Raw genomic sequence first — 12,210 nt, forward strand, 5'->3', positions numbered from 1 at the left:
GGTGATTGGGCATTGGGCATTGGTAAAAATCTGCCTCCCCATCTCCCCATCTCCCCTATTTCCTGTCACATATTATCAACTACTGCGCCTAAAGATTGCAAAGTGAAAATTGTCGCATATGTTAACCCTTTTACACCTGTAATATTCATTCCTTCATAAAGTCTTTTTGCCCTTAATAATCTTACACATTCACCTGTTTTCACATTCCAAATTCTCACGGTTTGGTCTTGAGAACCACTAGCGATAAAATTCCCATCTAAACTAAATGCTACTGCAGAAACTAAATGTGTATGTCCAATACAAATATGACAACATTCTCCTGTTTTCACATTCCAAATTCTCACGGTTTGATCATGGGATGCACTGGCTAGGGTTTGTCCATTGGGACTAAAAGAAATGGCAAATACCCAGTTTGTATGACCAATAAATGTATTAAGACATTCACCTGTTTGCCAATCCCATAATTTCACTGTTTGATCTGTGCTACAAGTTGCAATTATTTTTCCATCTGGGCTAAAAATAACTGAGTAAACCCGGTTGTTATGTGCTGGTAATGTCTTGATGCAATTTCCTGTAGCATAATCCCAAAATTTTACTGTTTGATCTGCACTAGCACTAGCTAAAATTTTTCCGTCTGGACTCCAATTAATTCCTAGTATTTTATCTGTATGTTCATTCCAAGTTTTCAGACATTGACCTGTATTAATATCCCAAATTTTAATTGTACAATCGGCGCTACCACTAGCAATAATTTTATCTTGGGGATGAAAAGCAACAGTATATAGCCAGTCTGTATGTCCTTGTAGAATTTGAAAACATTTACCTGTATTAACTTGCCATAATCTGACTGAAGAATCTGTACTAGCACTGGCTAAAATTTGTCCATCTGGACTAAAGGCAATACCATAAATAAAGTCTGTATGTCCTTCTAAACTTCTGATATATTTGCCTGTTTGCCAATCCCACAATTTCACGGTTTTGTCGTTACTACCACTAGCTAAAATCGCCCCAATTTCCTTTTTTAAGGGCGAAGAAATAGGACTAAAAGTTACAGGTAATGCCCAATCTGTGTTACCATACCAAGTTTTTAAACATTGACCTGTTAGAGAATCCCATAGTTTAATACTTTGGTCTAAACTAACAGCTACGAGTGTATGAGCATCGGGACTAAAGGCAACAGAACAAACTTCATTGGTGTGACCATGTAGAGTTTTAATGCAAGTATGGGTTTGAGTATCCCAAAGTTTGATGGTGCGATCGCCACTTCCACTCACTAAAATTTCACTATCAGGACTAAAAGCAATGGAATAAACGCTGTTAGTATGTCCGGTGTAGGTTTGCAGACATTCACCTGTATGATAATTCCAAATTTTAATAGTGCGATCGCCACTTCCACTAGCTAAAGTTCTGCCATCGGTGCTAAAAGCTACTGAGCGCACCCATCCTTTATGTCCTGTCAAGGTTCTCAAGCATTGACTCTCATGTACATCCCAAAGTTTAATTTTATGATCAGCACCACTACTTGCTAATATTTCACCATCTCCACTAAAAGCAACGCAGCGCACCCAGTCGGTATGTCCTGTCAAGGTTTGCAAACATTGACCATCACGGATATCCCACAGTTTTACCGTCTTGTCACCGCTTGCACTAGCTAAAATCTCACCGTCAGGATGAAAGGCTACACAAAAAACCTCATGTTCATGACCAGTTAAAGTTTTTATACAAACACAATCTCGGACATTCCATAGTTTCACATTCTGATCAGCACCACAACTAGCCAGAATTTCCCCATCTGGACTAAACACTACAAACCGCACCCAATTTGTATGACCTTGACAAATGAGTAATAATTTACCTGTTTTTACTTCCCATACCCGTATATGACAATCAGTATCGCAGGTTGCTAAAAGTTGACCATCTGGACTAAAAGCAGCAGCTAAAATATTACCTAAAGTTTCCGTAAAAACACAGCGAGATAAATCTGAATCTGCAAAATTAACATCATGCAAATTCACACCTTGAAGATAAGCTTGCCAAAGAGTTAAACCGGAAAAATCATAACCACTAACATTAATTTGTGCATGATGCAGTAAATTTAAAGAATTTCCCCCAGCATAACCTGTAATTTGTGGTGATTTTCTTCGCAGACTAGAAAGGATTTGAGTTAGATGATCAACTATATTTTCTAAACTGCCAATTTCGTTAATTAATTGATTAATAATAGGTTGAAGAATGAGGTTAATTTGAGTTTCCCTCACATAATCTTTAGCCTGTGCTTTAATTATTGCATGAGTTATAAATATGTGAGATTTTTGATTATTTTCCTTTTCCCCAGTCCCTAATCCCCAATCCCTAATTTCTTCAGCAACTTGATCAATTAACTGATTGCTGACATACTCCATAACTACAGGTTGTTGTGTAAACCCATTGGTGGTTTTTTCAATTAAAGAACGCCGTTGTAAAGAACTGAGTGATTCTAATATTTCTCTTATGGGAACTTTAGCAATCATATCTGTTTGCAATTCTGGTAAAGATACAGGTTCTCGGTTAATAGCTAACCAATACATGATTTCTGTTTCTAAAGCGGTGAGACGTTGAAATTGTTGATCCAGCAGATCACGAATATCATCAAAGATAAATGTACTTGCTTGAGAAATTTCCAAAAATTGGGCAACATCGCCATCAAAAAAGTCTCGAATTGAAGAGGCAACAATTTTTAAAGCTAGAGGATTTCCACTATAACGAGAAATTAAAATTTGCCATTGATCTTCAGAAGCAATAAATTTACCTTTAACATTAAATAATTCCCGTCCTGCGGTTTCTAATAAACCTGTAAGTTGTAGAGAACGGACTGGTAAACTATCACCTTCAAATTTAGCTAGTCCTTGGGGTTTTTCCCGTGAGGTAAGAATTAAACAACTTTGGTGAGAAGTTTCTGCGATATATTGTAAGAGTTGACCATAACCTTCACATCCTGGACGATAACGACCATTGCGATCGCCAGCCTGTAAAATTGATTCAGCATTATCAAGAATAATCAAACAACGTGAATTTCTTAAATATTTTAGTAATAGTGAAATTCTACCGTTTAAATGATTTGATAAATCTGTTTCTTGTTGTGCAGATAAAAATTGAATCAATTCTGCCAAAATATCATCCACTGGTGGCGCATTACGCAAACTTCGCCAGATGATATATTGAAGGGACTGGGGACACTTCGACAAGCTCAGTGCATCGCTGGTGACTGGGGACTGGGAATAATTTTCAATTATTTTTTGTGCTAACTTAACGGATAATGTTGTTTTTCCAATCCCACCCATTCCCAACAATGTTACTAGGCGGCAATTTTCCTGTATAACCCATTTTTTAACAATTTCTAATTCTTCATTTCGACCATAAAAAATAGATACATCAGGCGCTTCCCCCCAGTCAATAAGAGGAACGGGAGCAGGGAGCAGGGAGCAAGGGGGACTATTTTTTTCTCTGCCTCCTGCCTCCTGCCTCCTGCCTTCTGCCTTCTCTTCAACTACTTCTTCCCAATTTAAACCCAACACCTGACAATAGGCTTTAAAAGCTTGGGCGTTAATGGCCTGCTTTCCTGCTAAGAAACGTTTCCAAGTTCCTTCTGATATTCCAACCGCAAAAACTCCGTTATTTTCCCAAGAAACTCCTAATATTTCACTGGCTAATTCTAACCATCTCAAATCGTCAACAGACCAACCTTTCTCTGTTCTGGCTTGTTTAATTCTTGCGAGTCCTTGTTGAGAAGCTTTGAGAGTAGCCACGATTTATGAGTACGTTTTACTATACCTGAATCATTTATAGATATATTTACCGAATCTTAATGTTTTTTGCAATAGCATAAAATTCTGTAACTGCCAAGATCAATTATCTTCACCCCCAGCAAACCAAAACTGATCTTGGAAAATTCGGGTTATATAACGAATATTGAATAAATGTATAGAAATTATACGATGTTATTTCTTTACATTTCTTAATTACAAATTACCAATTAATATAATGTCTTTTCATTCTGGAGAACTCAGAGTTCAAACCCAAGCGGGGGTGAGGGAAGAAGCTCAACGTCTGTGTCATCTCATCAATGATACTATTAAGTCATCAGCCCAAGAATTTCTGCACACGCAACAACTCGCAGTTGCTAGTACAGTGGATGCAAAGGGCAAAGTTTGGGCATCTTTATTAACAGGAAGTCCAGGTTTTATACAAGTATTAAATACACAAAACTTACAAATTAATTCTACTCCTTTACAAACCGATCCAATCAACCAAAACTTACTTGTAAATCATGATATTGGATTATTGGTTATTGATTTAGCCAACCGCAGACGATTAAGAGTAAATGGAAAATCACAGTTAAATAAAGAGAATATAAAAGTACAAATTCAGCAAGTGTTTTTTAATTGTCCTAAATATATTCAAACCCGACATATAGAGAAATATGTAACTGATTTATTAGGAGAGTCTGAAGCTTTTAAAAAAAATGCTTTAAGTGCAGAAAATCAACTGTGGATAAATCAAGCTGACACATTTTTCATTGCTAGTTATCACCCAAAAAGTGGGGCTGATGCTTCCCATAGGGGAGGAATGCCGGGATTTGTACAAGTTTTAAACAGTAATCAATTACTGTTCCCCGATTATTCTGGGAATAATATGTTTCAGACATTTGGTAATTTGATTGTTAATTCCAATGCAGGTTTATTGTTTATTGATTTTGAGCAAGGTAATACTTTACAAATAACTGGAAAAGCAAAAATAATCTGGGATTTGGAAAGATTAAAAGAATTCACAGGAGCGCAACGTTTAGTAGAGTTTGATATTGAGCAAGTTTTAGAAACTAAAAATGCCTGTTCTCTACGTTGGCGATTTGGCGAATATTCTCCTGCAAATCCTGGATAATTTGTTGATAATTTGGGGATAAAGGCTTTAGGCTGAATTTAAGCAGTACCAAATCTGGTTAACAATTCCTCCCGTGATAATTCCAGTAACAAGCGACTATATTCTAGCGGTGATAACCTGAGTAAAGGTTCAACTATTCGTTCTAATTCTTCATCTAATGAACCAAATCGAACACGCAATAAGTTTTCTACTACTTGGCGCTGTCCTTCTTGTAAGGTAGTTTACCGCCATTCTAAATAAGCTTGCGATAAGTTCATAATTACCTCTTGGTCAAGAAAACAAGATATCTACTTGTCGAACTTCATCTGTGACTTCTCGACTTACTTATACTTTTCCAAAGGGGGAAAGTAATTCTTCTAAATATTGTTTAGCAAATTGGTCGTGTGGTTGTCGAGTCATGCGATCGCCAGTAGTTGATCATAAATCAAGCTCAAAAAATTTCTTGTGCATATTATTGCATGAAATTTATTACACTCATGCGTACCTTATGTCAAGGCCAGTTTTCTCAGTATTTCCTCCCTACAAAACTGATCTTTCATTAGGTAGTGCGATCGCGTCATCCTAGAAAGATAAACATCCGCAGACTACCAGGCGTTGATGACATGGAGTTAAGTTATGTCCCAACATCCTCTTAATATCAGTGAAGCAGTCCCCAGCAAGGTTATTAACTTCTCTACTTTCAAGAAAGCAGCAAAACATAGCGGACTTATAGCTTTTCCCAGCAAGAAGGATACAGAAAATTTACAGGCAGAACTAGCAGCTTTACAGCAAGAATTGGCAATTGTTAAACAAGAAAAAGCTGAATTAGAAAATCTCTTAAAACAAAAAAATCAAGATCATAAAATCCACGGAATACAAATCGAGATTGATGTCAATAAACTTGCACATCAAGTAGAAGAAATTACTCAAAGTGATTATTTTCAACAGTTACAACTAGAGGTTAAATCATTGCGGAATAACCCAATAGCTTAATTTAAAATGAGTCTTTTATGTCTAAAATTATTGCGATTCACTCATTTAGAGGTGGAACGGGGAAATCTAATTTAACAGCCAATTTAGCAGTAGTGACGGCACTACAAGGAAACCGAGTTGCTATTGTGGATACAGACTTACAATCTCCAGGTATTCATGCTTTATTTGGTATTGATGAGACAATTACTAGTAATACTTTAAATGATTATTTATGGAATCGTAATTCTATTGCGGATACTGCCTGTGATGTTACTTCTCATTTAGGGATTAATAAAGGAAAGGTTTTTCTCATACCTTCTAGTATCAATGCTGATGAAATTGCCAAAATTCTCAGTGAAGGATACAATATGAGCCTACTTAATAGTGGATTTCAGAAATTAATTAAAGAATTAGATTTAGATTATTTATTTATTGATACTCACCCTGGTTTAAGTCGAGAAACTTTACTGTCTATAGCTATTTCTCACCTTTTAATTGTGATTCTCCGTCCAGATCGCCAAGATTTTCAAGGTACAGCAGTCACAGTTAATATTGCCCGTCAACTTCAAGTTAGTAAAATGATGATGCTAATTAACAAAACCCCAAATCGCATAGATTTTATATCTTTACAGCAAAAAGTTGAAGAAACCTATAATGTGCCAGTTGCGTAAGTCCTGAATACATAGAATGTTGAACCAACTAACCCTGTACTTAATCCAAAATCTAGTTTCCTCCACTCACTTCCTTTTAACTGTAGAGCAAGCATGAAGCTCTCCTAAATCTTAGGACTTCTTGAGAAATAGGCTAAAAGTTATAGAAATTATCAAAGACGCTCAAACACACAATTCCACAATAATTATTACTTGTAATTAACAAATACAAAACAAAATCTCTAAAAAACATCTTTCTCAAGATTGAGATTAATATCATATTTCACTAAAGTTACAAATATTAATAAAAAAGACATAACTTTTTCATCTCCATGACAAACAATTGAAACATCAAGCTATTGAACTTATTAATAATATGTTCTCTACTCCCAAAATAATTATTAATTTGATGTTTCTTTTGATAGATTAAGTAGATACGATAAATTTATTAACCTAGAAATAGGTTGAAATTACCAACGTCCTGCTGCACATAACATAAATCTCGCAATCACCGGTAAAGGCAGAGGGCAGGAGGCAGGAGGCAGAAGGAATGTCTCCTCTGCCCACGACTGAAAGGAGTAAGGGTATGAAGCCCCTCCCAAATCGAAAATTTGGGAGCTTCCGATTGGGAGGGGTCACAATCCCTTTCCAATTGGTTCCTTCTGCCCTCTGCCCTCTGCCTCCTGCCTTCTTGAAAAAGAGTCTGTAATTCTCTTGGTATTAGCTATCTGCTGGCGGTATGGCGAATTGATATAACTGTTTATTTTGAATTTTGAATTGATTCATGCCTACGAAAGTTATTATTAATTCTGGTCTAATTACCATAAATGATGGTTCATCGTTTTTGGTGACAGCTAGTGATGGTTCTATCAATAGCAATTTACCCCAAGGTTTTTTTGTGAGGGACACACGCCTGATTTCTTACTATGAAATTTCTCTCAATCGCTATCCACTCGTACTATTAGCCTCTAGTAATATCACCCATCATAGTGCGCTTTACCAATTTACTAATCCCCAATTTCCTACCGTCAAAGGGAATTTACCTTCTGGTTGTTTGCTGATTAGCATTCGCCGCGACATAGTTGAGGGTATGCACGAAGATATTGATATTATTAACTATTACCATGAACCTGTAGAGTTCCAATTAATGCTGGCTCTGCGATCAGATTTTGCCGATATCTTTGATGTGAAAGCCCAGCATATCCTAACGCGGGGAGTCACAAACACAATATGGCAAGATGGGGTTTTAAAGACTGAGTATTGTAACGGTTCTTTTGTGCGGGGGATTGTGATTGAGGCTGTATGTTCTAGTTCTCAGGTGCGTTACGCCAATGGCCGTTTAATGTTTGATATAGACATCGCCTCCGGCAAATCATGGCACACTTGTATTAAGTTTACAGCTTTGGTTAATGGCAATGCCCTCAAACCCCAAATTACCTGCTGTGTAGACCACAATACCAAAGCAGGAAAAGTCCGAGATGAGTTTCTGACTCATGCAACCAAGCTCAAATCATCTAATGCAGAGATTCAAGAATTTTATCAGCAAGCATTGACTGACTTGGCCGCAATGCGGATACGGGTAGATGACAATGGACAAGAATTTTGGATGCCTGCGGCTGGTATACCTTGGTTTGTAGCTGTTTTCGGACGCGATTCAATTATCGCTAGTTTGCAATCGATGGCTGTTTATCACGAATTTGCTCGTGGTACATTGTTGAGACTAGCTCAATTACAAGCAAAAGAGTTAGATGACTGGCATGATGCTGAACCAGGCAAAATGCTACACGAGCTACGTCACGATGAATTAACTAAAATACATCAACTTCCTTATGATCCTTACTACGGCACAGTAGATAGTACCATCTTATGGATTGTGACTTTAGCTGAAGCCTACTCTTGGAATGCCGACTTGAGTATGCTGAACGAGTGTCGATCACCATTAGAGAAAGCCCTGATTTGGATCGATAAATACGGTGATTTTGATGGTGATGGATTTGTAGAATATTTAACTCGTTCTACTCACGGATTACGCAATCAAGGCTGGAAAGATTCGGGTGATGCGATCGTTTATCCCAATGGCGAGTTAGTTGAGCCACCAATTGCTTTGTGTGAAGTTCAAGGTTATGTTTACGAGGCTTGGCAAAAAGCCGCCTTTATTTATGAAGTGTGGGGAGAACAAAAACAAGCAACAAAATTCCGCCAAAAAGCAGAGGAACTTTATCAACGATTTAATGAACAATTTTGGATGGAGTCAGAAGGCTTTTATTGTCTTGGGTTAGATAATCAGAAACAACAAATTCAATCGATTGTTTCCAATGCTGGACAACTATTATTATCCGGTATCGTACCCCAAGAACGAGCGAAAAAGCTAGTTGAGCGACTTTTTCAAGCAGATTTGTGGTGTGGTTGGGGTGTACGAACCCTTTCAGCTAAAAATCAAGGGTATAACCCCATTAGTTATCAACGCGGTAGTGTCTGGCCTCACGATAACTCTATCATTGCGGCTGGCTTGAAGCGATACGGTTATCACCAAGAAGTTAATCGCATTGCTGAAGGAATTTTTGCGGCTGCTAGTTATTTTCAAGCTGGAAGAATGCCGGAATTATTTGCCGGAATTGAACGCCAAGACAATAACTTTCCTGTTCCTTATCCAGATGCCAATATACCCCAAGCTTGGGCTGCTGGCTCAATTTTACTTCTGATTCGCAGCATTTTAGGACTCGAAGCCAATGCACCACAACATAAATTAAAAGTACAGCCTCATCTCCCGGAGTGCTTACCAGATTTAGAACTGAAAAATCTAGCTGTAGGAGATGTTAAAGTGTCACTGCGTTTTTGGCGAGAGGGTGAACAAACACAATGGGAAGTTACCCATCAAGACGGTGAATTACAAGTTTATAAGTAGGTTGGCGTTAAAAATTGTCGTTATGACAAGGGAACAGGGAACCAGGGAACAGGGAACAGAGAAGAGGTTTTGGGAGATTTTACTTTTCGTTACATAGTAAGTAAATATTTCTCAATTTAGAATAGGACTTACGCAAGTGTCACACTCAAAATCTGTTGTAGGGTGCGTCAGACTGCATAAATCCTGCAAATAACTAGATTATTGATATCTGACGCACCCTACCAATGTGCCAGTTGCGTAAGTCCTGTAGAAATTGAGTTTGCTCAGGATTTATCAGATGAGTAAATAGCATTAGCTGTAGAGAGTTTAGAAGCTAAAATTTGTCAGAAGAAACATTCTGAAATTAAACAAATATTTATTGAAGTATTTATTGAAACGAAGTCTTTATCGAGTAGTGGAAAATATTCTCAAAAATACTAATTAACTCTCATATTTATATGACTATCTGTGCCTAATATATGGGAATAGTTAACAGCAAATACGTCTTTAAGGGATTTAAAAAAATTAGATTAAGTAAAAAAAAATAAACTTTACTAGTTAAAAAAACATCAATCATCATTCACAAAAAAGTAGATTATATGAGCGTATCAAAACCTGAAGTTGTTGTTATTACTGGAGCATCAGCCGGTATAGGAAGAGCCACCGTCCAAGCATTTGCCAAGCGGGGGGCGCACATCGGATTAGTCGCCCGTAGCCATGATGGGTTAGATGGAGCGCGTCAGGAAGTCGAAAAGGCTGGTGGTAAAGCGTTAGTGCTACCAACGGATGTATCTGATCCCGCACAAGTGGAAATGGCGGCGGCGATGGTAGAGAAGGAGTTTGGCCCTATTGATATTTGGGTCAATGATGCAATGGCATCGATTTTGTCGCCATTTTTAGAGATTACCCCAGAGGAATTTCGGCGCGTTACCGAAGTGACATACCTGGGATATGTGCATGGCACAATGGCAGCTTTGCGGCGGATGAAGCTACGAGATCGCGGTACAATTGTCCAAGTCGGTTCTGCCCTAGCCTATCGCTCAATTCCTTTACAGTCTGCCTATTGCGGTGCGAAAGCTGCCATTCGCGGCTTTACTGACTCCATTCGTTGCGAACTGCATCATGACCATAGCAATGTTCACATCACAATGGTACAAATGCCCGCAGTCAACACGCCGCAGTTTGACTGGATTAAGAACAATATGCCTCATAAATCCCAGCCAGTGCCGCCAATTTTCCAACCAGAAGTAGCGGCTGAAGCGATTGTCTGGGCAGCAACACACAAACGGCGGGAACTTTATGTAGGTACTTCCACAGTCGAGGCCATCTTGGGTACAAAAGTCGCCCCTGGATTACTTGATCGCTACCTTGGTAAAACTGGATATAAGAGCCAGCAGACAGCACAACCAGAGAACCATAACCGTCAAAGTAACTTGTGGCAACCATTACCGGGAGACCACGGGGCGCACGGTAGATTTGATCACCAAGCGCAGGATTATAGCACTCAACTTTGGGCAACTGAAAATCAAGATTGGCTGGTTTTAGCGTTAGGTACTGGTGTCGCGTTAGTCGCACTGGGGGCTTATTTGGGATATCAAGAAAAACCTCAGCGAGAGGATGAAGACAACAAAATCACTGAGTCAGATATTAATACTGAAGTAGCGCGACAGTTACATCAAAGCCTAAATCGCGGCAACAAACTAGATAACTGGAATTTGCTCACAGGATTGGCTCAATTTGCTTGGAAAGCATTGACCAAATAATTACTAATTACTAATTCGTAATTACGAGTAAATTTTGTCGATATATCTGTTTCTGAGCATCAGCAGCAGTCAATTATATCATGTCCAGTTGAATACTTATCATTTAGACTGACGTGGGGACGCGGAGAATTTTTTTTGATAAGTGATTAGGCGGACATGATATTATCTTTACCTTCTTTTGGATTGATAGCAATAAATGGGAAGAGCATAATTATACAGTTGCAGTTGATTAGATTTAAAATTTTCATACCTGAGTTAGATGTTTTGGCTCTAATATTCCAGTCACTTAGATAATTAAAAACTCTTTGAGCGCAGGAGAATATTAGTATGCCCCAATGGCTTGACAATCTAGCGATTATTTCATTAATCACTGCTGGCATTTGCTCTTTGATTATTGCGCTTGATATCTTGACTAAACATCCACAAAATATGTGGATTATGCAAGTAGTTTGGCCAGTTACAGCTTTGTGGTCAGGTCCATTGGGGCTTTATGCTTATTACAAAATAGGTCGATTAAGTACCAAGCAACGAGTTCAAAGAGCTAAAGAACGAGACGAAGAACCTCCCAATAAGAAAAAACCATTTTGGCAAAGTGTTGGTGTAGGAGCAAGCCATTGCGGCAGTGGTTGTACTTTAGGAGATATTATTGCTGAATGGTTCGTTTTTTTCGTGCCAATTGTCATCTTTGGTAGCCACATTCTTGGTACTTGGGTATTAGATTATATTGTCGCATTTCTTTTTGGTATTGCTTTTCAATATTTCACCATTAAACCGATGCGGGATCTCTCGATGGGTGAAGGTTTGAAAGCGGCGGTGAAAGCGGATACCCTCTCATTAACAGCATGGCAAGTTGGGATGTATGGCTGGATGGCGATTGCATTTTTTCTTCTTTTCTCACCAGAAACCTTACGCCCGAATAATCCCGTATTTTGGTTGATGATGCAGATTGGTATGGTCTGCGGTTTTCTTACTAGTTACCCGGTAAATTGGTGGCTACTGAGTAAAAAAATTAAAGAAGTAATGTAGATGTACAGCCGCAAGGCGG

At 38.3% G+C, this 12,210-nt stretch carries 7 protein-coding genes and 1 pseudogene; 6 read left to right on the forward strand and 2 right to left on the reverse strand.

Features of this window, described 5'->3' with window-relative positions; all coding sequences use genetic code 11:
- Window positions 1-65: 65 nt before the first annotated feature.
- The gene (locus tag ANA7108_RS0116830; RefSeq protein WP_016951972.1) at window positions 66-3,785 is read right to left on the reverse strand and encodes an NB-ARC domain-containing protein; all 3,720 of its coding nucleotides are present in this window, start codon (window positions 3,783-3,785) and stop codon (window positions 66-68) included.
- A gap of 235 nt (window positions 3,786-4,020) precedes the next feature.
- Here ANA7108_RS0116830 and ANA7108_RS0116835 point away from each other — a divergent pair, with 235 nt between their 5' ends.
- Window positions 4,021-4,917: a pyridoxamine 5'-phosphate oxidase family protein gene (locus ANA7108_RS0116835; protein WP_016951973.1), complete on the forward strand. Its 897-nt coding sequence runs from the start codon at window positions 4,021-4,023 to the stop codon at window positions 4,915-4,917.
- A gap of 38 nt (window positions 4,918-4,955) precedes the next feature.
- On the opposite strand, the gene ANA7108_RS30985 is transcribed toward ANA7108_RS0116835, so the two are convergent.
- On the reverse strand, window positions 4,956-5,096 hold the full coding sequence (locus ANA7108_RS30985) for a hypothetical protein (RefSeq protein WP_016951974.1): 141 nt from the start codon (window positions 5,094-5,096) through the stop codon (window positions 4,956-4,958).
- Between the two features lie 436 nt (window positions 5,097-5,532).
- Between ANA7108_RS30985 and ANA7108_RS0116845 the strand changes: the two genes are divergently transcribed.
- The 5 genes and pseudogenes from ANA7108_RS0116845 (at window position 5,533) to ANA7108_RS0116865 (ending at window position 12,191) form a co-directional block, all read left to right on the forward strand.
- Window positions 5,533-5,889, forward strand: coding sequence for a hypothetical protein (locus ANA7108_RS0116845; RefSeq protein WP_016951975.1), 357 nt, complete (start codon window positions 5,533-5,535; stop codon window positions 5,887-5,889).
- 17 nt (window positions 5,890-5,906) lie between these two features.
- Window positions 5,907-6,536, forward strand: a pseudogene (locus ANA7108_RS0116850) (MinD/ParA family protein); the annotation flags it as partial.
- Window positions 6,537-7,302: 766 nt separating this feature from the next.
- Complete coding sequence (locus tag ANA7108_RS0116855; protein ID WP_016951977.1) at window positions 7,303-9,423, forward strand: glycogen debranching N-terminal domain-containing protein; 2,121 nt, start codon at window positions 7,303-7,305, stop codon at window positions 9,421-9,423.
- Between the two features lie 578 nt (window positions 9,424-10,001).
- Window positions 10,002-11,165 (forward strand): SDR family oxidoreductase, encoded by a 1,164-nt coding sequence (locus tag ANA7108_RS0116860; protein ID WP_016951978.1) that lies wholly within the window; start codon window positions 10,002-10,004, stop codon window positions 11,163-11,165.
- 327 nt (window positions 11,166-11,492) lie between these two features.
- Complete coding sequence (locus tag ANA7108_RS0116865; RefSeq protein ID WP_016951979.1) at window positions 11,493-12,191, forward strand: DUF4396 domain-containing protein; 699 nt, start codon at window positions 11,493-11,495, stop codon at window positions 12,189-12,191.
- Window positions 12,192-12,210: the final 19 nt, after the last annotated feature.

This window comes from Anabaena sp. PCC 7108, from assembly GCF_000332135.1.
Taxonomy (GTDB): domain Bacteria; phylum Cyanobacteriota; class Cyanobacteriia; order Cyanobacteriales; family Nostocaceae; genus Anabaena.